General features: G+C 65.8%; 16 protein-coding genes. All 16 read right to left on the minus strand.

From position 1 onward, the window contains the following. Positions 1-71: 71 nt before the first annotated feature. Positions 72-2,597: an outer membrane protein assembly factor BamA gene (gene bamA / locus I6F09_RS19125; protein WP_225188776.1), complete on the minus strand. Its 2,526-nt coding sequence runs from the start codon at positions 2,595-2,597 to the stop codon at positions 72-74. Positions 2,598-2,773: 176 nt separating this feature from the next. After that, positions 2,774-3,925 (minus strand): RIP metalloprotease RseP, encoded by a 1,152-nt coding sequence (rseP, locus tag I6F09_RS19130; protein ID WP_225140033.1) that lies wholly within the window; start codon positions 3,923-3,925, stop codon positions 2,774-2,776. A gap of 44 nt (positions 3,926-3,969) precedes the next feature. Further along, positions 3,970-5,193: a 1-deoxy-D-xylulose-5-phosphate reductoisomerase gene (gene dxr / locus I6F09_RS19135; RefSeq protein ID WP_225188777.1), complete on the minus strand. Its 1,224-nt coding sequence runs from the start codon at positions 5,191-5,193 to the stop codon at positions 3,970-3,972. Positions 5,194-5,197: 4 nt separating this feature from the next. Continuing rightward, the gene (locus tag I6F09_RS19140) at positions 5,198-6,040 is read right to left on the minus strand and encodes a phosphatidate cytidylyltransferase (protein ID WP_225188778.1); all 843 of its coding nucleotides are present in this window, start codon (positions 6,038-6,040) and stop codon (positions 5,198-5,200) included. Then, positions 6,037-6,795, minus strand: a complete 759-nt coding sequence (locus I6F09_RS19145) for an isoprenyl transferase (RefSeq protein WP_036010029.1) — start codon at positions 6,793-6,795, stop codon at positions 6,037-6,039. The genes I6F09_RS19140 and I6F09_RS19145 overlap by 4 nt, the downstream gene beginning before the upstream one ends. Positions 6,796-6,899: 104 nt before the next feature. Then, entirely contained in the window at positions 6,900-7,463 is a 564-nt protein-coding gene (frr, locus tag I6F09_RS19150) for a ribosome recycling factor (RefSeq protein ID WP_025036556.1), read from the minus strand. Positions 7,464-7,528: 65 nt separating this feature from the next. Next, entirely contained in the window at positions 7,529-8,245 is a 717-nt protein-coding gene (gene pyrH / locus I6F09_RS19155) for a UMP kinase (protein ID WP_036010035.1), read from the minus strand. Between the two features lie 59 nt (positions 8,246-8,304). After that, a complete protein-coding gene (gene tsf / locus I6F09_RS19160) occupies positions 8,305-9,228 on the minus strand; it encodes a translation elongation factor Ts (protein ID WP_225112543.1) in 924 nt (307 codons plus the stop codon). Positions 9,229-9,361: 133 nt separating this feature from the next. Then, positions 9,362-10,357: a 30S ribosomal protein S2 gene (locus I6F09_RS19165; RefSeq protein ID WP_036010040.1), complete on the minus strand. Its 996-nt coding sequence runs from the start codon at positions 10,355-10,357 to the stop codon at positions 9,362-9,364. A gap of 211 nt (positions 10,358-10,568) precedes the next feature. Continuing rightward, the gene (locus I6F09_RS19170) at positions 10,569-13,379 is read right to left on the minus strand and encodes a caspase family protein (RefSeq protein ID WP_225188779.1); all 2,811 of its coding nucleotides are present in this window, start codon (positions 13,377-13,379) and stop codon (positions 10,569-10,571) included. A gap of 222 nt (positions 13,380-13,601) precedes the next feature. Then, positions 13,602-14,372 carry a carbonic anhydrase gene (locus I6F09_RS19175; protein WP_109143609.1) on the minus strand — a complete coding sequence of 257 codons (771 nt, stop codon included), beginning with the start codon at positions 14,370-14,372 and terminating at the stop codon, positions 13,602-13,604. 250 nt (positions 14,373-14,622) lie between these two features. Beyond that, on the minus strand, positions 14,623-15,180 hold the full coding sequence (locus I6F09_RS19180; protein WP_085974531.1) for a DUF2846 domain-containing protein: 558 nt from the start codon (positions 15,178-15,180) through the stop codon (positions 14,623-14,625). A gap of 77 nt (positions 15,181-15,257) precedes the next feature. Further along, positions 15,258-18,761, minus strand: coding sequence for a DNA polymerase III subunit alpha (gene dnaE / locus I6F09_RS19185; protein ID WP_225188780.1), 3,504 nt, complete (start codon positions 18,759-18,761; stop codon positions 15,258-15,260). A 445-nt stretch (positions 18,762-19,206) separates the two neighbouring features. Continuing rightward, positions 19,207-19,929 carry an outer membrane beta-barrel protein gene (locus I6F09_RS19190; protein ID WP_225124086.1) on the minus strand — a complete coding sequence of 241 codons (723 nt, stop codon included), beginning with the start codon at positions 19,927-19,929 and terminating at the stop codon, positions 19,207-19,209. Positions 19,930-20,486: 557 nt separating this feature from the next. Further along, positions 20,487-21,125, minus strand: coding sequence for an HD domain-containing protein (locus I6F09_RS19195; RefSeq protein ID WP_036025269.1), 639 nt, complete (start codon positions 21,123-21,125; stop codon positions 20,487-20,489). A 42-nt stretch (positions 21,126-21,167) separates the two neighbouring features. Next, positions 21,168-21,629 (minus strand): carboxymuconolactone decarboxylase family protein, encoded by a 462-nt coding sequence (locus I6F09_RS19200; protein ID WP_225188781.1) that lies wholly within the window; start codon positions 21,627-21,629, stop codon positions 21,168-21,170. Positions 21,630-21,647 lie beyond the last annotated feature (18 nt).

Genomic DNA, 21,647 nt, shown 5'->3' on the forward strand with positions numbered 1-21,647 from the left:
CATGTCCTGGATCGGCACGATCCCTTTCCGAAACCGGTTCCGGTGATCCGGATCGTGCCGTGCTGATCGAATTAGAACGTGGTGCCGCCGCCGAACCGGAATTCCTGCGTGCGGTCGTACTTGCCCTTGCTGAGCGGCACGGCGTAGTCGAAGCGCAGCGGTCCGAACGGCGACTGCCAGATCACGCCGACACCGACCGACGAGCGAACGACCTTGCTGTCGTCATAGACGAGACCGGTGCAGGTCCCAGTGCTCGAGGGATTGATGCTCGACGGGATACATCCCGGCGCATTGACCTCGTTGGTGGTGGTCCAGCTCGTCGGTCCCTTGTAGTCATAGAGGCCGCCGGCGTCGGCATAGACCGCGCCCTTCAGACCCACTTCCTTGGGCAGGAACCAGAACGGCATCTGCAATTCGAACGAAGCACCCCAATACTGGGTGCCGCCGAGCGCATCCTGCGTGCCGAACGGGTTCAAGTCGCGCGGACCGATGCCGTTCGGGGCGAAGCCGCGGACGAGGTTCGGGCCCATCTGGAAGTGGTCGAGCATGCGCAGATCGGTGCCGATCTTGTTCAGCATGCCGCCTTGCAGGCGGACGAGGCCGACGATGTCGGACACCAGCGGCGTGTAGTACTTCGCGTCGACGACCGACTTCAGATAGGAGACGTCGCCGCCGACGCCGGCGAAGTCCTGCCGGAAGTCGACGAGCAGACCGTCGGTCGGGTTCTTGTTGTTGTCCAGCGTGTTGTAGGTCAGCGTGTAGCCGAGCGCCGAAGTCAGCGTCTTGCCGTTGGCGAGCTCCTTGCGCACCGGCAGCGAGGCTTCGCCATCGTTGTAGCAGCCGAGGCCGTTGGTGGACGGATCCAGAGGTATACCGGTGGCAGCAGAGAAGGCCGGGCTGGGATTGAAGGCCGCCGAACCAACCACGTTGTTACAGTTCGCCAGGTAGCTCGGCAGCGTGATCTCCTGCCGATAGATCGAGTAGCGCACCTGGAGCGAGAGATCTTCACGCAAGGAGAAGCCGAGGCGCGGCGAGAAGCCGAGCGTCTTGGTGCCGTAGGAGATGTAGCTGTTGGACTTCTGCTCACGCTGATAGAGGTCGAGGCCGAGCGCGACGCGGTAGTCGAGCAGGTACGGCTCGACGAACGACAGCGAGTAGCCGCGCGCATACTGGCCATAGGTCACCGCAGCCTTGGCGAACAGGCCACGACCAAGCAGGTTGCGCTCGGAGATCGAGACTTCGGCCAGCGCGCCGTCGGTGGTGGAGTAACCGCCCGAGACCGAGAAGTCGCCGGTCGACTTTTCTTCCATGTCGACGATCAGGATGACGCGGTCACTCGACGAGCCCGGCTCGGTCGTGATCTTCACGCTCTTGAAATAGTCGAGGTTCTTCAGGCGCCGCTCGGCACGGTCGACCAGCGCGCGGTTGTAGGCGTCGCCTTCCGAGATGTCGAACTCGCGGCGGATCACGTAGTCGCGCGTGCGGGTGTTGCCGCGCAGGTTGATGCGCTCGATATAAGTGCGCGGGCCCTCGTCGATGTTGAACACGACGGACACTGTGTGCGCTTCGAAGTTGCGGTCGCCGCCGGGCCGGACCACGGCAAAGGCATAGCCGCGGCGGGAGGCTTCGATCTGCATCTCCTCGACCGACTTCTCGACCAATTCGACGTTGTAGAGCGAGCCGACATTGAGGCGCGAATAGGCGCGCATCGAGCTCGGATCGAAGTTCGGAATGCTGCTGCGGAAATCCACCGCGCCGACGCGGTATTGCTGACCTTCCTCGATCTTGAAGGTGACGTTGAAGCCCTTCTTCTCCGGATCGTACTCGGTCAGCGCCGCGACGACCTGCACGTCCGCGAAGCCGTTCTTGAGGTAGAATCGGCGGATCAGATCGCGATCGGCTTCGACGCGGTCGGGATCGTAGACGTCACCGCTGCCGAGGAAGCTCAGCAAATTCGTCTCGCGCGTCTTGATCACGTCGCGGAGGCGGTAGGACGAGAAGGCATTGTTGCCGACGAACTCGATCGACCGGACGCCGGTCTTGACGCCCTCCTCGACCGTGAAGATCAGGTCGACGCGGTTGTTCGGCTGCTCGATGATCTCGGGCGTGACGCGCACGTCGTAGCGGCCGGAGCGGCGATAGATTTCGGCGATACGGAGCGTGTCCGACTGCACCATGGCGCGGGAGAAGGTGCCGCGGGCCTTGGACTGGACTTCAGCAGTGAGCTGCTCGTCCTTGATCTTCTTGTTGCCCTCGAAGGCGATACGGCCGATCACCGGGTTTTCCACCACGGAGACGATGAGCTGGCCGCCGGAACCGCGGTTGATCCTGACGTCCTGGAACAGGCCGGTCTCGATCAACGCCTTGAGGCCGTCGTCGATGGCGGCCTGATCCAGCCGGCCGCCGGGACCCGGCTTGAAATAGGAGCGGATCGTCTCCACCTCGACGCGGCGATTCCCTTCGACGGAAATCGACTGCACGGTCTGGGCGAGCGCAGACGAAGACACGAAAACAGCCCCAACCGGGGCAACCACCGGCGCGCCGAACAAGATCAGGGTCGCGAGCAAGCCCCCCCGGAGTCGCAGTCCAAACTTCATCGCGCAACGCGCCCTTATCATTCCCTGCCAGACCCAACCCCAACGCCGGTCCGGAGATTCCCCAAGTTCAGGCCGCTTGTAGCCAATTTCGCCGACGCCGCAAACGGCCGAAAGCGCCGTAATTTCAATTTCATTCCAAGACGTTGCTCAACAGCAACGCCACAAAAAAGCCCCTATCAGGAAGCTGCCATCCGCAGGATGTCGTTATAGGTCGCAAACACCATCAACATCAGCACCAGGCCAAGCCCGATTCGGAACCCCATTTCCTGGGTCCGCTCGGACAAAGGCCGGCCCCGGACCACCTCGGCCGCATAAAACATCAGGTGGCCGCCATCGAGCAGCGGGATCGGGAACAGGTTCAAAAGGCCGATCGACACCGACAGCACCGCGCAGAGATTGATCACGAACTGGAACCCGGCGCTGGCCGCCTGCCCCGACATTTTCGCGATTCCCAGGACGCCGCTGACCTCGTTCGGATTGCCCTGGCCGACGAACAGCGAGCCCAGGAACTTGAAAGTGCTGGTGATGATGAACCAGACCTGCTCGACGCCGATCTTGAGCGCTTCGCCGACGCCGACCGGGGTGGTCGAGGCCTCCCCGGCCTGCGACTTGTGCTCGATGCCGAGAACGCCGAGACGGTGGCTGTTGCCGAACGGGTCCTTGCGCTCCAGCAGCGCCGGGGTCGCGGTCAGCGAGACGACGGCGCCGTCGCGCTTCACCTGGAAGGTAAGAGCCGAACCGGCGTTCATCGCAACGATTCGCTGCATGTCGGCAAAGCTCTCGATCGGCTTGCCGTCGATCTGGATGACGACGTCGCCCACCTTGAAGCCGGCGGCAGCCGCCGCGCCGTTGGCGACGACACCGTCGACCCGGGCGATCGTGCTCGGCTTGCCGTAATAGAGCGCCATTCCGGCGAAGATCAGCGCGCCCAGGATGAAATTGGCGATTGGTCCGGCCGCGACGATCGCCGCCCGGGGACCGACCTTCTTGTGGTGGAAGCTGCCGGCGCGCTCCTCGGCCGACATAGCCGCCAGCGTCTGGGCCGACGGGGTCGAGGCCTCGCTCTCGTCGCCGAAGAACTTGACGTAGCCGCCGAGCGGGATCGCCGAGATCTTCCAGCGGGTGCCACGGCGGTCGTTGAAGCCGACCAGCTCGGGGCCGAAGCCGAGCGAAAAGGTTAACACGCGTACGCCCGCCCAGCGCGCGACCAGGAAATGGCCGAGCTCGTGGAAGAACACGACAATGGTCAGGACGAACAGGAAGGGAACCGCGTAGCCGAGGAGCCCATGGCTCAAAGTATTGAAACTATGGACGAAAAAGTCGATCATCGAATTCCCTCACCCAGCGCCGCAAGGCCCTGGTCCCGAACCAACTAGGATGCCTTTAAGGCAATTTGAGGCAATAGGGCGGCAGCCCTATTTCGCGCAACATGGTCAACAGAGATTGCATCGTCTGCGGAGGTCAGGGGCGCCTGGTTGCCGCCTTTGATCCAATCCTCAAGGGTCGCCTCGACCAGCCGGGCAATCGCACCGAACCGGATCTTGCCGTCGATGAAGGCGGCCACGGCGACCTCGTTGGCGGCATTGTAGACGGTGGTCGCGCCCTTCCCGGTCCGGAGCGATTCGTAGGCCAGCCGCAGTCCCGGGAAGCGCTCGAAGTCCGGCGCTTCGAAGGTCAGCTGGCCGACCTTGGCAAGATCGAGCTTGGCCGCCGGGCCCTTGATTCGATCGGGCCAGCCGAGGCAATGGGCGATCGGCGTCCTCATGTCGGGCGCACCGAGCTGGGCCACCACCGAGCGGTCGGAAAACTCGACCATGCCGTGGATGATCGACTGCGGATGAACCAGCACGTCGATCTCGTCCGGCGAGAGCGCGAACAGATAGGACGCCTCGATCACCTCGAGCCCCTTGTTCATCATGGAGGCCGAATCGATCGTGATCTTCTGGCCCATGCTCCAGTTCGGATGCTTCAGGGCCTGCTCGAGCGTCGCCTGCTCGATGTCTGAGGGCTTCCAGGTCCGGAACGGGCCGCCGGAGGCGGTGATGATAACGCGGACGAGCTCGTCGCGATTGCCTGAGCTCAGCGCCTGGAACAGCGCGTTGTGCTCGGAATCGGCCGGCAGGATGCAGGCGCCGGCTTTTGCCGCGCGCTGCATGAAGAAGTCGCCGGCGCAGACCAGGCACTCCTTGTTGGCGAGCGCGACATGCGCGCCGCGATCGACCGCGGCGAGCGCCGGCTTCAGCCCGGCAGCGCCGCTGACCGCCGCCATCACCCAGTCGGCCGGACGCGCGCCGGCCTCGATCACCGCGCTTTCGCCGGCGCCGCATTCGGTACTGGTGCCCGCGAGCGCAGCCTTGAGCTCGGCGAGCTTGGAGGTGTCGGCGATCGCGACATAGCGCGCGTTGAATTCCTTGGCGAGCTTGGCAAGCGCTGCGACATTGCCGTTCGCCGTCAGCGCCTCGACACGGTAGCGCTCGGGCGAGGCGCGCAAGAGATCCATCGTGCTGTCGCCGATCGAGCCGGTGGCACCGAGGACCGTGACGCTGCGAATGTCGGACGCAGCAAGCCTGTTGTTACGCAAGGGAACGGCGCTCATATCCTCACCAAACCATAAGACCGCTTCCGGCGCTATGCACACCATGGCGGAAAAAGCCGATAAACCAGGCCGCCAGGATGGCGGCGACAAATCCGTCCAGGCGGTCCATAAGCCCGCCATGGCCGGGAATTAAGTGACTGGAATCCTTGACACCGAAGCGCCGCTTCACGGCCGATTCGAAGAGATCGCCGAGCTGCGACACCACCGACAGGACGGCGCCGACAAGCAGCAGCGGAACCAGCTTTCCGATCCCGCAGGCGGCGAAGCCGGCCGCGACCGCAAGGCTCGCCGCAAAGCCGCCGAGCGCGCCGGCCCAGGTCTTTTTCGGGCTCACGCGCGGCCATAATTTCGGGCCGCCGATGCTGCGTCCGGCGAAATAGCCGCCGATGTCGGTCGCCCACACCACGAGCAGCACGAACATAAGCGCGGAGAAGCCGTTGACGAGATCCTTGCGCACCAGGATCGAGGCCAGCAGCGCCGCCGCCGCATAGGCAAACCCGCTCGCCGCCCACAAGAACTTGCCCCGGGCGATCAGCGTCACGATGGCACCGCCGATGAGGCCGGTGACGACGGAGGTCTTGAGCGCGCCGAAAGCGACGGAGGCTCCCATCATGGCGATCACGACCGTCCCTGCCCCGGTCAGCGCGGCCGATGCTGCGCCCACCACCATCAGCCATTCCGCGAACAGCCCGATCGAGACCAGGGTGACGAGAAGCGCCCACAACCAGCCGCCGGCATAGGCGATCGCGATGGCCAGCGGCGCCAGCACCAGCGCTGCGAGGACCCGCATCGCCAGATTGCTCGGGGCAGGCTTGGCGCCCGCCGATGCAGGATCGGGTTCGTTCACGAGGCGGTCTTCGCAACCAGGCCGCCGAAACGGCGCTCGCGTCTGGCAAATTCGGCGATCGCGCTTTCCAGCGCCGCCTTGTCGAAGTCTGGCCAATGGATCGGCACGAACACGAGCTCGCTATAGGCGGCCTGCCACATCAGGAAGTTGGACAGGCGCTGCTCGCCGCTGGTGCGGATGATGAGATCGGGGTCGGGGATGTCGGGCGCGTCGAGATGCGCGCCAAGCGTCTCGGCGTCGATCGTGGCAGGATCCCGCCTGCCCTCCGCGACCTCGCGGGCCAGCTTCTGCGCCGCCTTCGCGATCTCCTGCCGCGAGCCGTAGTTGAAGGCAACGACGAGCGTCAGGCGCGTATTGTCGCGCGTCAGCTCCTCGGCCTCGTTCAGCAAGGCGCAGATGTCGCTCTCGAGCCCCTCGCGCTCGCCGATGATGCGGACCTTGACGCCGTCGCGGTGCAGGCTCGCCAGGTCGTTGCGGATGAAGCGCCGCAGCAGGCCGAACAGGTCTCCGATCTCGCTCGCCGGGCGCGACCAGTTCTCCGACGAGAACGAGAAGATGGTGAGATAACGGATGCCGAGCTCGTGCGAGGCGCGCACCACGCGGCGCAGCGCGTCGACGCCGCGGCGATGCCCTTCCGCACGCGGCAGACCGCGCGCGGCCGCCCAACGCCCGTTGCCGTCCATGATGATGGCGACATGCGCAGGCGCCTCGGACCTGTCGGGTCCTTCCGTTGCGGGCGCGGCGGCGTTGGACATGAAGGCGATGCCTTAAAGCATGATCCGGAAAAGTGCGAAGCGGTTTTCCGACAAAATCATGCGCGAACAATAGTCTAGAGCGCGATGATGATACTCATCGCGGTTTAGACGGTGAGGATTTCTTTTTCCTTGGCGGCCAGCAACTGGTCGATCTCGGCGATGGTGCCGTCGGTCGCCTTCTGCACCTCGTCGGCGTGACGCTTCTGGTCGTCCTCCGACATCTCGTGATTCTTCTCGAGCTTCTTGAGCACGTCGAGACCGTCGCGGCGGACATGGCGCGCGGCGACCTTGGCGGCTTCGGCATATTTGTGCGCGACCTTCACCAGCTCCTTGCGGCGCTCCTCGTTGAGCTCGGGAATGCGCAGGCGCAGCACCTGGCCCTCGGTCGCGGGCGACAGGCCGAGATTGGAATCGACGATCGCCTTCTCGACGGCCTTGACCATCGACTTGTCCCAGACCTGCACCGAGATCAGCCGCGGCTCCGGCACGCTGACGGTGGCGAGCTGATTGAGCGGCATGTGGCTGCCATAGGCCTCGACCTGCACCGGATCGAGCATCGAGGCGGAGGCGCGTCCCGTGCGCAGGCCGCCGAGCTCGTGCTTGAGCGAGGCGACGGCGCCCTGCATGCGACGCTTCACTTCGTTGAGATCGAAATTACCCGTGGCCATCACGTTTCTCCTTCAAAATCCCGGCGACCGCTCCGCACCGTCCTTTCGGCGCGCCAGATGAGCCGTCAGCCGGCGACGATGGTTCCGTGGCCGACGCCACGCAGAATCGCGCCGATCGAGCCCGGCTCCGCGATCGAGAATACGATGATAGGCAGCGATGTCTCGCGGGCAAGCGCGAAGGCGGTCGCATCCATCACCTTGTAACCGCCCTCGATCGCCTGCGAATGCGTCAGGCGGTCGAACCGCGTCGCGGTCGGATCCTGCTTCGGGTCGGCCGAGTAGACCCCGTCGACATTCGTCGCCTTCAGGACCGCCTGCGCGCCGATCTCGGCGGCCCGCAGTACCGCGGTCGTGTCGGTGGTGAAGAACGGATTGCCGGTCCCGCCGCCGAGCAGCACGATGCGGCCCTCGGCCAGGTATTTGTGTGCCGCAGTGCGGGTGAACAGCTCGGAAATCTCGGGCATGACGAAGGCCGACAGGGTCCGTGCCGGCGTTCCCTTGCGCTCGATCGCCGCTTCCAGCGCGAGGCAATTCATCATGGTGGCGAGCATGCCCATGGTGTCGCCGGTGGTGCGCGACACCCCGCGGGATGAGACCTCGACGCCGCGGACCATGTTGCCGCCACCGATCACGACCGCGACCTCAGTGCCGAGATGGCGGGCCGCGATCAGATCGTCCGCAACCCGGTCGACGGTCGGCTGATCGATGCCAAAGCCTTGCCGTCCCGCGAGATACTCGCCGGACAGCTTGATCACGACGCGACGATAGACCGGATCAGTCATGAGCACTTTCCTTGTCCGGGCGCCGCTTCCGGCGGCACGCCGGAAGGAACTTCCGGCGCTTACTTCTTGCCGCTGGCCGCGGCGACCTCGGCCGCGAAGTCGCTTTCCTGCTTCTCGATTCCCTCGCCGAGAGCATAGCGCACAAAGCCCGCGATTTTCACAGCCCCGCCGACCTTGCCCTCGGCCTCCTTCACCGCCTGCGCCACCGACTTGCCGGTGTCGTGGATGAAGGCCTGCTCGAGCAGGCAGACTTCCTTGTAGTAGGTCTTGAGGCCGGACTCGACGATCTTCTCGATCACGTTCTCGGGCTTGCCCTGCTGACGGTACTTGTCGGCCAGTACGTCCTTCTCGCGCTTGACCACGGCCGGATCGAGGCCGGACGGATCGAGCGCCAGCGGGTTGGCGGCCGCAATGTGCATCGCGATCTGACGGCCGAGCGCTGCGAGCTCATCGGCCTTGCCCGGCGATTCCAGCGCCACGATCACGCCCATCTTGCCGGCGCCGTCGATGACGGCACCATGGACGTAGTGCGAGACAACGCCCTGGCTCACCTCGAGCGCGGCGGCGCGGCGGAGCGTCATGTTCTCGCCGATGGTGGCGATCGCATCATTGATGGCGGTTTCGATCGTGACGTCGCCGACCTTGGCGGCCTTGATCTTCTCGACGTCCGCTCCGACGTCGAACGCGACCTGGGCGATCATCTTGACCAGGCCCTGGAACTGGCCGTTGCGCGCAACGAAGTCGGTCTCGGAGTTGACCTCGACCACGACGCCCTTGGTACCCTTGGTGAGCGCGCCGATCAGGCCCTCGGCGGCGACGCGGCCCGACTTCTTGGCGGCCTTGGACAGGCCCTTCTTGCGCAGCCAGTCCTGCGCCGCTTCCATGTTGCCGTCGTTTTCGGTGAGCGCGGCCTTGCAGTCCATCATGCCCGCGCCGGTCGATTCGCGCAGGTCCTTGACCATCGCAGCTGTGATCGTTGCCATCGTTGAAAATCCTTTGTGCCTGCCGGTTTGCCGCGGCGCGGCATCGAATCGCCCCGCCGCGGTCCATCTCAGGAATTCGCGTCAACTGAAATGGTGGCCGGATCCTATCCGGCCAACCCATCGCTCTTTTTGACTATTCCGCTTCCGCGGTCAGCGCCTTGGCCTTGGCCACCCAGGCATCCGCACGGCTCGGCAGACCGACTTCTTCGCCGATCGTGTGCGCGGTGTCGTGGTCGAGCTCGGCGAGCTGCCAATAGTGGAAGATGCCGAGGTCGTTGAACTTCTTCTCGATCGCGCCCGACACGCCCGGGAGCTTCTTGAGGTCGTCGGCAGTGCCGCGGGGACCCGCAAGGCCCTGGAAGCCGCTCGAGGACGCCGCCGGCAGCTCTTCGGCGACCGGCTGGGCCGAGGCGCCGACGTCGATGCCCGAATCGCCCTGCGCGCGCGAGATGCCGTCGATCGCCGCACGCGCGACGAGATCGCAGTACAGCGAGATGGCGCGGCCGGCGTCGTCATTGCCCGGCACCACATAGGTGATGCCCTTCGGGTCCGAATTGGTGTCGACGATCGCAGCGACCGGGATGTTGAGCCGCTGGGCTTCCTGGATCGCGATGTCTTCCTTGTTGGTGTCGATCACGAAGATCAGGTCGGGCAGACCGCCCATGTCCTTGATGCCGCCGAGCGAGCGGTCGAGCTTGTCGCGCTCGCGCTGCAGCGTCAGGCGCTCCTTCTTCGTGTAGGAATTGGCTTCGCCGCCCGAGAGCACGTCGTCGAGGTGACGCAGGCGCTTGATCGAGGCCGAGATCGTCTTCCAGTTGGTCAGCGTGCCGCCGAGCCAGCGCGAATTGACGAAATACTGCGCGCAGCGCTTGGCCGCGTCGGCAACGCCGTCCTGCGCCTGGCGCTTGGTGCCGACGAACAGGATGCGGCCGCCCTTGGCCACCGTGTCGCTGACGGCCTGGAGGGCCTGGTGCAGCATCGGCACGGTCTGGGCGAGGTCGACGATGTGGATGTTGTTGCGGGTGCCGAAAATGAACGGAGCCATTTTCGGATTCCAGCGGTGAGACTGGTGACCAAAGTGCACGCCAGCTTCGAGCAGCTGACGCATAGTGAAATCGGGCAGTGCCATCGTTCTAATTCTCCGGTTGGTTCCTCCGGAAACGTGTGAGCAAAACGGAGCGTTCACGCCCCGGTTGCCACCGGACGGCCTTGTGAGCCATGTTTCCGTGTGAGATGGCGCGCTATATAGCGCCATTTCGGCCAGAAGCAAGGAAATAACGGCCTTTGGGGACGCCTCTAGGCTGCTGTCGCATCCCGGTATCCCCTGCCCCTCGCGCCTCCTAACACCTGGGCTGGCCCGGGGGGCAGCTCTTCGGTGGCGGGCCGGCCGGCCGCGGAGGCGCATGCGGCGCGGCGGCCATCGGCGGCGGCGCCGGTCGGGCGACCGGAGGTGGCGGCGGCGGCGGCGCTGGCCGCGCAACCGGCGGCGGAGGTGGTGCCGGCCGCGCCATTACTGGCGGAGGCGGAGGCGGCGCCGGCCGGGCAACAGGTGGCGGCGGCGCCGGCCGCGCCACGGCCACGGGCGGAGGCGCCGCTCGCGGCGGCGGAGGTGGCGCAACGCGCGGCGGAGGCGGCGGCGTCGGCCTTGCCAGAGCCTGAGGAGGCGGCGGCGGAGCGGCGGTCCTGGCGGCCTGCGGTGGCGGTGGCGCGGGCCGATGATCCTGAACTCCGGACGGTGTCCGCGCCGCTACAGGCGGCGGCAGAGGTGTCGCGGGTTTGACCGCAGTCGGGGCCGCGGGCTTGCCGGTGGCCGCGCTCGGCGGCGGCAAAGCGCCCGGCTGGGGCCCGCCCGGCCTGCCGCGCAGGTCAGGCACAGGCGGGGTCGTTGTCCCCGGCGGCCTGGGCAGGGCCGCGGACGGGCTCGCCGCGGTTCCGGAAGCCGGCGGGTGATTGGGCGTCGTTGCCGCGTTCGGCTGCGCCGGCGGAACGTTGCCGCTCGGCGCCGTGGCGGTCGCGGCGGGCTTGCCAGGGGATGAGACGGTCCCGGGCACAGCCCCTGCCCTGGCCGGCGGCGGCCCGCCGGGGGTGCCGGGCACGGGCAGCGTATTGGCCGGCGGCAGCTTGGTCGGGGCCAGCGCTTGCGGGGTTGCTGCGGCGTTGCCGGCGGGAGCGTTCGCGCTCGGACTGGGCGTGCCGCCGGGCGTCCCCGTCGCGGGCGGCGCTCCGGCCGGCGGGCTGCCCGGAGATCCCGGCACCGGCAGCGTATTGGCCGGCGGCGGCTTGGTCGGGGCCAGCGCTTGCGGGGTTGTAGCGGCGCTGCCGGCGGGAGCGTTTGCGGTCGGACTGGGTGTGCCTCCCGGCGTCCCAGCTCCGGGCGCCGCTCCGGCTGGCGGGCTGCCGGGAGCTCCCGGCGGCGGCACAGTATTGGCCTGCGGCAGCTTGGCGCCGGCGGGCGGCGGCGCTGTCGTGCCAGGGACGACATTGGCCGGAGCCGGAGTCGCGATACCCGGCCTTGCCGTCGGCTGGATGGTCGCGCTCGGCGGCATCGGCGCCTTGCCCTGCTGGATCAGGGCGGCACGCTGAACGACCGCCTGCGGCACGGCCGGACCTGCCGGCGTGGCGCGGCCGGCAACCGCCGGCGCCAGATTGCCAGGTCCGATCCCAGATCCGAGCGCCGGCCCCGCGGCCGGCGGCGGCGCCGGCGGGCGGTTAATCACGGTGTTGATGACCGTGGTGTTGTGGATGTTCTGGTAGATGATGTTGTTCGGCGGCGGCGCGACATAGACCGGCGGCCTCACGAACACCGGGATCGGCACGAACACCGGCTGCGGCAGCACGAACAGACCGACCACCGGCAGCGGCGGCGGCAGCACGACGAAATCCGGCGGCGGCGGCGGCAGATAATAGACCGGCGGCGGCGGTGGCGGCGCGAAGCCGAAATCGGGATCGCTGAAATACAGCACCGGGCGATCGACATAGACCACCTCCTCCGGCGGCGGTGGCGGCACGTCGTAGTCGATCATCGCGAAGGTCGGCGGCGGCTCGGGCGGCGCGGTGAGGATCGCAAGGCGGCGCCGCGCATCCGCCGCATGCGGCCCGCGCGGATAGCGGCGCAGATACGACCAATAGGCCTCCGGCGTGTCGGTCCGGTAGGTCCGCCGCCAGGTGATGGCTTCGCGGCGCGCGGCAACGATCGCCATCACGCGCTTGGCGAGGGGATCGTTCGGATAGGCCGCGAGAAACTCTTCATAGGCCGCCAGCGTGTCGCGCTCGAGCGCGGCGGCATAGGCGTCCTGCACCCCGAGATCGCGGATCGGCTTGCCGCGGATCGCGGCGACCTGGTCGGGCGCAGCCTGCGGCGGCGGCGCATCGGGCGCGCGCTCGAAGAACGAGAATGGCGCCGAGATCTTCTGCTCGTTCCAGGGCACCTGCGCGCCCTTGGAGGCCTCGTTGACGCGCAGGCGGACGCGGTCGAACACCTCGGGCAGCGGCAGGCCGCCGGTGCGGATCATCTCGGCGAGCGACTGCGCATAGATGCCGTAGGGCCCCGGCTCCTCCGGCGCCACCGTGCCGGGCGCGGCATTGAAGGCGATCAGCATGTTCGCCTCGGGCTCGACCAGCGCCAGACCGCTCGCGATCGGCTGACCGCCCTCGATGAAGGGCTGCGCACGGGCTGCGTCGAGCACGACGATATTGGCCTTGAGTGGAATCGAGGCGAGCTGGCGCGCATAGTCGCTGATGCGCAGGGCCTCGGTCGGTATGTCGGTGTCGCGGCTGATGTTGGAATCGACCGGGATGAAATAGTTCTCGCCGGCGAGCTGCACGCCGTAGCCGGCAAGATAGATCATCGCGACGGTGCCCGGGCCCGACGCCTGGGCCTTCTGGATGAAATCGCGCAAGCTCTTGCGCAGCGTGTCGCCGTCGAGATCGCGCGCGCCGACCACGTCGAAGCCGGCCGCCTGTAGCGTCTGCGCGATCAGGCCGGCATCGTTCGCGGTGGTCGCCAGCGGCGATTTGGCGTAGGCGCCATTGCCGACCACGAGCGCGATACGCTTTTCCTGCTGCTGGGCACGCGCCTGATGCGGCGCGCCTGCGGCAAGGACCGCCATCGGCAGGAGAAGGCAGAGGAAGACTTTGAGCGTCCCACGCATGGCTTGTGCCTGCTTTTGTCGTTGAGGTGGCCACCGCATATACCGCATATCAGGCGCGCGGCCAGCTGAATGGCACTTGAACGAAAAGCGCGGATTGAGGCGGCGGCATGGCGCCGCCGCCCAACTCAAACCTCCACGCCAAACCTCACGTCAAACCTCGAACCTCCACGTGAGGCCTGCAAGCCTCGCGACCGCACTGCGGCACAAGGCTCCTCGGCCCGTTCAGCCCTGGGCGATCAGATCGACCGTGCCAGTGGTTAGCCGGTAGATGCCGCCGACGACCTTCAGCTTGCCCTGCTCCGCGGCCGCATTGAGGATCGGCGCAGCCGTCTTCAGCTTGGCGATGTTGTCGACCACGTTCTGCCGGATCGCCTTGTTGAGCACGTCCCCGCCCTGCTGCATCGCCGCCTTTGCGGCGGGCGCGATCGCATCGACCAACGAGGGAATGTGCCCCGGCGGCGACGTATTGTCCTTGATCGCCTTCAGCGTCGCGTCGACCGCGCCGCAGGCATCATGGCCGAGCACGAGGATCAGCGGTGTGTTCAGCACCGCCACCGCATATTCCATGCTTGCGATGGTCTCGGTGCCGGCAAAATTTCCGGCGACGCGACAGACGAAGAGGTCGCCGCGCCCCGCGTCGAACGCATATTCCGGTGCGATGCGCGAGTCGGCGCAGCTCAGCACGGCCGCGAACGGATTCTGTCCGCCGGCCAGCGCCTCGCGCTCGTGCTTGAAATCGTGACGTCGCGACACGCCGGCGACGTAGCGCCCATTGCCTTCCATCAGCCGCTTCAGCGACGCGTCGGGCGACAGCACATTCTGCGGCTTCGGCGGCTGCTTGGCGTCCTTGGCCAAGGCGCCACTGGCGAAAGCTCCACCGGCGAAGGTCATGCCGAACGCGGCGGCGCCAAACAGCATCGCCGATCGCCGCGACGGCGCGATGTCTTGGCGCAGAGATTGGTGATGCAGAGTGTCAGAACACTTGTCGCACATGTGACGTCTCCTCGGGTCAGTGGACGAATGAAGCGTCGCGAAGATAGGTGCGCCGATATGAAGAAATAACAACTGTTAGTTGATGCAACCGATGATTGCTGCACCGCGCGCTATGCTGCAAGCCGAAAGGCCGGTCATTCCGCGCCCGACGATTGCACGAACATGCGTCCGCCTGCATGCATTCGAGATCAGCCCGCCAAAGAGCCCCTGCGCCCGGCGCGATCAAAGGCACGTCGTCGTACCGCGCGCCCTACTCGACGGCTTCCAGCTCCGCGAGCTTCGTCCGCGCGGTTGCCTCATCCAGCGCGACGAGCTCGCCCGGACCGAGATTGGCCTCGCCCGCCGTCGCGACGGACACGACCGCAAGTCCGGCCAAACCGCCGAGCACGGCGCCGCCCATGGCCGCATCGTGCCGGGGGCTGCTCTTGATCAGGTAGAAATGCGTCCGGCCTGCCTCCATGACGATCTCGCGCTTGGTCTCGCCCGGAAACATCAGCTCGGTGAGCAGCACGTCGTGACGCCCGGCAGGACGGTCGGCATAGGCGTATTTTCCGGCCACGACTTTTCCGAGCGGCGCACCGTCGAGCTTCACCTCGCAGGCGCAAATGGCCATGCTCAAGCCGCTCCTCTTGTCCTGCAGGAACACCACACGCGAGTGCCCCGCGCGCGGAGGACCAACCTTTTTCGACACCGACGCAAAGTCCGTCCCAACCTGATTGCTGACGCACCCCGTCAGCATGGCACAAACGGCCAACAACAACGCAACCTGTCGCAGCATCACACGCCCCATTCCATTCCCCGGGGACATGCTAGTCGGAATCAGCGCAGGGTTGCAACCGATGCAGTATGACGACTTTGCAAAAACCGGAACGCGTGGCGGAGAAGCTAAAGCTGCTGCACGTCGACGACGCCTGCCACCGCCTTGATCGCGCCGGCGATCTGCGGCGAGACCTTGAAGCGGCCGGGCAGCTTCATCTCCACCTCGGTCTCGAGGTCGAGCATCAGCACCAGCGAGACCTCGCCGTCGCCGTTTCCGCGCGGTGCGATGCCGGGACTGCCGACCTTCGGCGCGCCGCCGTTGGAAGCCGCCATCTCGGGCCCGGCGAGACGCTTGGCAATCGAGTCCAGCGGCTTGGTGTCGCGCAGGAAGATGCGCAGCCCCTTCTGCGTCTTGGCCGCGGCATCATCGAGCGGCTCGGCATGCAGCACGCGGGCGCGGACGTCCTCGCCGTGAAGCTCGGCCCCGAGTTGCAGCAGCACGGCCGCGCCCGGCTCCAGCACGTCGCGATATTGCGCAAGGCCTTCCGAGAACAGCACCGCCTCGAAATGGCCGGTGGGATCGGACAGCCCCATGATGCCCATCTTGTTGCCGGTCTTGGTACGCCGCTCCATGCGCGAGACCACGGTCGCGGCAACCTTGCCGGCGGTGGCGCCGGTCTTCACGGCGCGCGAGAACTCGGCCCAGCTCTGCACCCGCAGCCGCTTCAGCACGGTCGCGTAATCGTCGAGCGGATGTCCCGAGAGGAAGAAGCCGATCGCGTCGTATTCGCGGCGCAGCCGCTCGGCCGGCAGCCAGGGCTCGACCTGCGGCAGCATGATGGTCGGCGCATCCGCCGACATGCCGAACATGTCGTTCTGGCCGATGGTCGCAGCTTCATGCGCGCGCTGGCAGGCGGCGAGGATCGCATCCGCACCGGCAAAGACGCGCGCCCGGTTCGGCTCCAGCGTGTCGAAGGCGCCGGCGGCGGCGAGACTTTCAATGATGCGCTTGTTGATCGCGCGCGGCGAGACGCGCGCGGCGAAATCGGCGAGCGAGGTGAACAGGCCCCCCCGGGTGCGCTCCGCGATGATCTGCTCGATCGCCTGGATGCCGACGCCCTTGAGCGCGGCGAGCGCGTAGTAGATCGTGTTCTCGCCGACCTCGAAGGTCGCGCCCGACCGGTTGATGTTCGGCGGCTCGACCTTGATGCCGAGCCGCTGCGCCTCGGAGCGGAATTCGGAGAGCTTGTCCGTGTTGTTGAGATCGAGCGTCATCGACGCGGCGATGAACTCCACCGGATAATGCGCCTTCATGTAGGCGGTGTGATAGGACACCAGCGCATAGGCCGCCGCGTGGCTCTTGTTGAAGCCGTAGTCGGCGAATTTCGCGAGCAATTCGAAGATGGTCTCGGCCTGCCCCTTCGGCACGCCGTTCTTCACGGCGCCCGCGACGAAGATGTCGCGCTGCTTGTCCATCTCGGCGCGGATCTTCTTGCCCATGGCGCGGCGCAGGAGGTCGGCGTCGCCGAGCGAGTAGCCCGACATCACCTGCGCGATCTGCATCACCTGCTCCTGGTAGATGATGACGCCGAAGGTCTCCTTCAGGATCGGCTCGAGCACGGGATGCAGATATTCCGGCTCCTCGTCGCCGTGCTTGCGCGCGCAATAGGTCGGGATGTTCGCCATCGGGCCCGGCCGATAGAGCGCGACCAGCGCGATGATGTCCTCGAAACGGTCGGGGCGCATGTCGATCAGCGCCCGCCGCATGCCCTGGCTTTCAACCTGGAACACACCGACCACGTCGCCGCGCGCCAGCATCTGATAGCTCTCGGCATCGTCGATCGGCAGCGTGGCGAGATCGACATCGATGCCGCGCGGCTTGAGCAGCTTGCAGGCGACGTCGAGCACGGTGAGCGTCTTCAGGCCGAGGAAGTCAAACTTCACGAGGCCCGCCGGCTCGACCCATTTCATGTTGAACTGGGTCACCGGCATGTCGGATTTGGGATCGCGGTAGAGCGGCACGAGCTCGCTCAAGGGGCGATCGCCGATCACGATGCCGGCCGCGTGGGTCGAGGCGTGGCGGGTCAGGCCTTCGAGACGCTGGGCGATGTCGAAGGCGCGCGCCACCACGGGATCTTCGTCGCGGAACGCCTGCAGCTTCGGCTCGCTCTCGATCGCGGCCGCCAGCGTCACCGGCGCCGCCGGATTCTGCGGCACCAGCTTGGTCAGCTTGTCGACCTGGCCGTAGGGCATCTGCAGCACGCGGCCGACGTCGCGCAGCACGCCGCGCGCCTGCAGCGTACCGAAGGTGATGATCTGCGCGACCTGGTCGCGGCCGTAGCGCTGCTGCACGTAACTGATCACCTCGCCGCGGCGGTCCTGGCAGAAGTCGATGTCGAAGTCCGGCATCGAGACGCGTTCCGGATTGAGGAAGCGCTCGAACAGCAGGCCGAACCTGATCGGGTCGAGGTCGGTGATCGTCAGCGCCCACGCCACCAGCGAGCCTGCGCCGGAGCCGCGGCCCGGCCCGACCGGAATGCCGTGAGCCTTGGCCCATTTGATGAAGTCGGACACGATCAGGAAGTAGCCCGCGTACTTCATGCGCATGATGACGTCGAGCTCGAACGCCAGGCGCTTGTTGTAGTCTTCTTCCGTCGTGCCCTGAGAGAGGCCGTGCACGCGCAGACGGTTGGCGAGCCCCTCCTCCGCCTGGCGCTTCAGCTCGGCCGCCTCGACCGCGGCGGCATCCGAGCTCGCCGCGGCGCCGACGGTGAAGAACGGCAGGATGGGCTTGCGCGTCATCGGCCGGAACGAGCAGCGCTCGGCGATCTCCACCGTCGAGGCCAGCGCCTCCGGAATGTCGGCGAACAGCACCGCCATCTCGGCGCGCGTCTTGAAGCGATGATCCGGCGTCAGCTGCACACGGTCGGTCTCGGCGATCAGCCGGCCGCCGGCGATGCAGAGCAGCGCATCATGTGCTTCGTAATCGTCGGTGGTTGCGAAATACGGCTCGTTGGTCGCAACCAGCGGCAGTCCCTTGGCGTAGGCGATGTCGATCAGGCCGCCTTCGACGCGCCGCTCCTTCTCGGCGTTGTGGCGCTGCAATTCGATGTAGAGACGGTCGCCGAAAAGAGCGGCCAGACGCTCGCACCGCGCGCCGGCGAGCTCGGCCATGCCGCCGGCGAGCGCCAGCGAGATCGGCCCGTCCGGCCCGCCCGTCAGCGCAATCAGGCCCTCGGTCTCGCCCTCGAGCCAGTCGAGCTTGATGAACGGAGCATGGCTGTCCGGCGATTCCAGAAACGCGCGCGAGTTCAGCCGCATCAGGCTGCGATAACCGCGCTCCTGCGCGGCGAGCAACACCACGCGCGAGGGTCCCATCGCGTTGCGCGCGTTGGGATCCTGATCGCCGAAATCGATGGCGAGCTCGCAGCCGACGATCGGCTGGATGCCGGAGCTCGCCATCTTGTCGGAGAACTCCAGCGCGCCGAACAGATTGTCGGTGTCGGTCAGCGCCAGCGCCGGCTGGTGGTCCTTCTTGGCAAGCTCGGCGAGCTTGGCGATCTTGATCGAGCCCTTGAGCAGCGAATAGGCCGAGTGAACGTGAAGGTGAACAAATCCGGCGCTCGGCATGGTCGCGTGACGGCCTCTTGCAGATGAGATGGAGCGGTCTCCGGCGCCTCAAGGCATCATGCACTCGCGGCCGACTCGCCTCTCAATGGTGGGGTCTCACAGCTTGAGAGTCCACGCCGGAGCGGCCGCTTGGGCGCGTCGTCCCGCTTTTCCCCAAGAGGTCGGAGAAAGCCGGCCTACAGCTGCGGAATGACCTGGGCCCAGATCGCGATCATCCCGACGAACAGCGTGATGGACGCCAGTGCGGCGGCTTCTTCCACGAAAACCCTGAACATGGCCGGCTCCCTTGTTGGAACGTATGAAGAACAGTGTTCTCATTTTGTTCTATGGAGTCAAGCGATCCGGAAGCCGCCGAAAGGAGATGGTTAACTCGCTGAAGACAAACAGCAAAAAGCCCCGGCCGAGGCCGGGGCTTTCGTCAGCCACTCACGTGGAGCGGTCAGTCTCAGTAACGGCCGATCATCGGGCCGCCGAACTTGTAGTTCAGGCGGACGAGACCCATGTCGATGTCCTGCCCGATGCGTTCGACAGCGCCACTGGCGAAGGTGACGTTGTGGTCGCCGAGGAAGATGTGGTTGTACTCGACGCCGACCGTCCAGTTTGGAGCAAAACCAAACTCCAGGCCCGCGCCAACCGTGGCACCCCAGCGGGTCTCGTCGGCCCGGTCGAGATTCGCACCCGTCACGACGCTGTAGACGTCGTACTTGTTGCTGACGACCGCCGCACCGCCCTTCGCGTAGAGCAGGACGTTGTTCCAGGCATAGCCAACCTGGCCTGTGATCAGACCGAACGCATCGACGCGCGTCCGGTTCCGCAAACCGGTGATTGCGCTGATGTTGTCACCCGAGAAGTCGGCCCAGTTGCCCTGGCCCTCGAGACCGAACACGAACTGGCCGGACTGAAAGCGGTAACCGATCTGGCCACCGACGGTGCCGCCGGTCGAGTTGTGGGAGCCTTCCGGACCGAAGCCGACCAGATCCCACGACGTGTCAGCCGAACCGCCGCCGCCGTTGATACCGATGTAGAAGCCGCTCCAGTCATACACCGCAGCGATCGCCGCGGGCGGTGCTTTGGTGTAGGGCCGTGCCGCGAGATCAGCCGCAAGTGCCGGCGCAGTCGCACCAAGCGCGACCAGGCTGACAGCTGCAAGCAACAAATTCTTCTTCATTTGATTCCCGTTCCAGTTTCTTCAGTAGTGGGCCCCCCGGCCGTGGGTCGTCATAACAGCGATCGACGGAATTGCTGTAGCCGCGGCGCCACAGTGTGATCGAAAGGACTTTGCTCATTAACGAATGTTAATCGAGCATCGCGGACACCCCATCAAACAAGGGGTTTTGCAGCAGTTTCAATGTTGACGAGGCGAGACAAGCTGCATGCGCGCGCAACATCGTCGCGCGCACATTCGCGTGATGGAAGAGGCGAATGCGAACAAGTTCCTCATCCAAATTGTCGCCATCTTTTCGCTCGCTTTCATCACATTCGTGGGCGCGTCAATCGCTAGCTCGCCTCCGCGCGTACTTCGCCGGACAAAGCGACACCCCATACGCGATCAGAGTCGTCTGCGTGATGAGGCCAATCAGCGACAGTGCCTTTTGGAAGCTGCAGCCTCACACACCGTCTTTCACCTGAAAAGCCCGCCTGAAGCGGGCATCTCGAAGGATGGTCGCAGGAACGGCTGAACAGCTCTCAAATGCCATAGCCCTGCGATGAGCGCGCTGCGTCTGCTCAGCTTTGCCAGGGCGCATTGCGGATCCGCGTGCACGCGTTCGGCCTTTGGAAGCTCGGATCGTGATCTGCGATGTAGTCGAAGTTGACCGTCCCGAACGTCGTCTGCGGTTTCTTCAGCGCCGAGCAGGTCTGTACCTTCACGAACTCGTTCTTGAAGTCACCGCGCGGGAACGCCGAGATCACCTGCTCGCGCTGCTCCGGTGTGTAGTGATCATACCCGATGCCCACCACATCCACCAGAACGCCTGCGTTGGTGAGCGCGATTTCCGGTCTCATATATTGCGGAATGCCGGGCGTGGTGTGCAGGGCGATGGCCTCCCACACCAGATCGGCCTGGGAATCAGCGATGCCGCGTGCCCGCAGAAACTCGCGCGCTGCATCGGCACCGTCGACTTCAAACCGCTTGGTCGCGGTATGGTAGTGATCGACGAGGCCGAGGTCGTGAAACAGGGCCGCGACATAGAGAAGCTCGGAATCAAACTTCAGCTTCTGGCGCAATCCCGTCATCGCGCCGAACACGTAGACGCGAACGGAATGGTTGAACAACATCTCGTCTTCGTAACTGCGCACCAGCTCGGCGGCCTCGCGAGCCAGTTGGCTGTCGGGAATTTTGACGCCGGAGATCACTCTCGTCATTTTCAGGTTCCTGCTCTCTGCTTCGGCTGATTCCTTCGCGGGTCAGGCGGCCTCCTCGAGCGCAGCCTGCGGCGTATTTCGAAAGCTGATCGACATGCGATTGTACGCATTCATCAGGCTGATCGCGATCGTGAGATCGACCAGCTCGCGCTCGCCGAAGACCTTGCGAACGGCTTGATAGGCCTCATCCGGGACGTTGGTCTCGGCGACGCGGGTGATCGTCTCGGCCCATGCGAGAGCCGCACGCTCGCGCTCGTCGAAAAGATGGCCCGCCTCGGCCCAGGCCTGGACCAGCGCGATCTTTTCGATTTTCACGCCGCTCTTCAGCAGGTCGCGTGTATGCATGTCGAGGCAGTAGGCGCAATTGTTGATCTGCGACACGCGAAGATAGACCAGGGTGACAAGCGTCGCGGGAAGTCCGCTCTGCATGACGTAGCCGTAGACACCGCTCAGCGCCTTCATACCTGCCGGTGCGACGTGATTGTAGTTGAGCCGTTCGCTCATCTGCCTGCTCCTTGATGA

This window comes from Bradyrhizobium sp. IC3195, assembly GCF_020193585.1.
GTDB lineage: Bacteria > Pseudomonadota > Alphaproteobacteria > Rhizobiales > Xanthobacteraceae > Bradyrhizobium > Bradyrhizobium yuanmingense.